General features: G+C 53.3%; 1 protein-coding gene. It reads right to left on the bottom strand.

Annotated elements, in window-relative coordinates; all coding sequences use genetic code 11:
• Positions 1-270 (bottom strand): hypothetical protein (locus tag AC1RPX_RS07980; RefSeq protein ID WP_481763363.1); only part of this gene is annotated, 270 nt, incomplete at both ends.

Raw genomic sequence — 270 nt, forward strand, 5'->3', positions numbered from 1 at the left:
GTGCTTGCCATGTCCGTCGAGATGCCGTACGCGTACACAAGCTGACCCAGTGATCCGCCATTGTGGTTGATGGTGTACTCAGCAACAGGCGATGGAGGTGCCCCAACAATCATGGCCCCGGTCGGTGAACGAGGAATCACGTACGAAATGTTCGGATTCGACTTCATGGCCGCATTAACCAAGTCCGATATATAGAAGTTGGTCATCAGCAGCCCCGGACGCTTCGAGAACAATGTCTGGATAGCCTGCTCTACACTCTGCTGAACTTGT

Source organism: Dellaglioa sp. CoH-56-MRSF-14 (genome assembly GCF_056782115.1).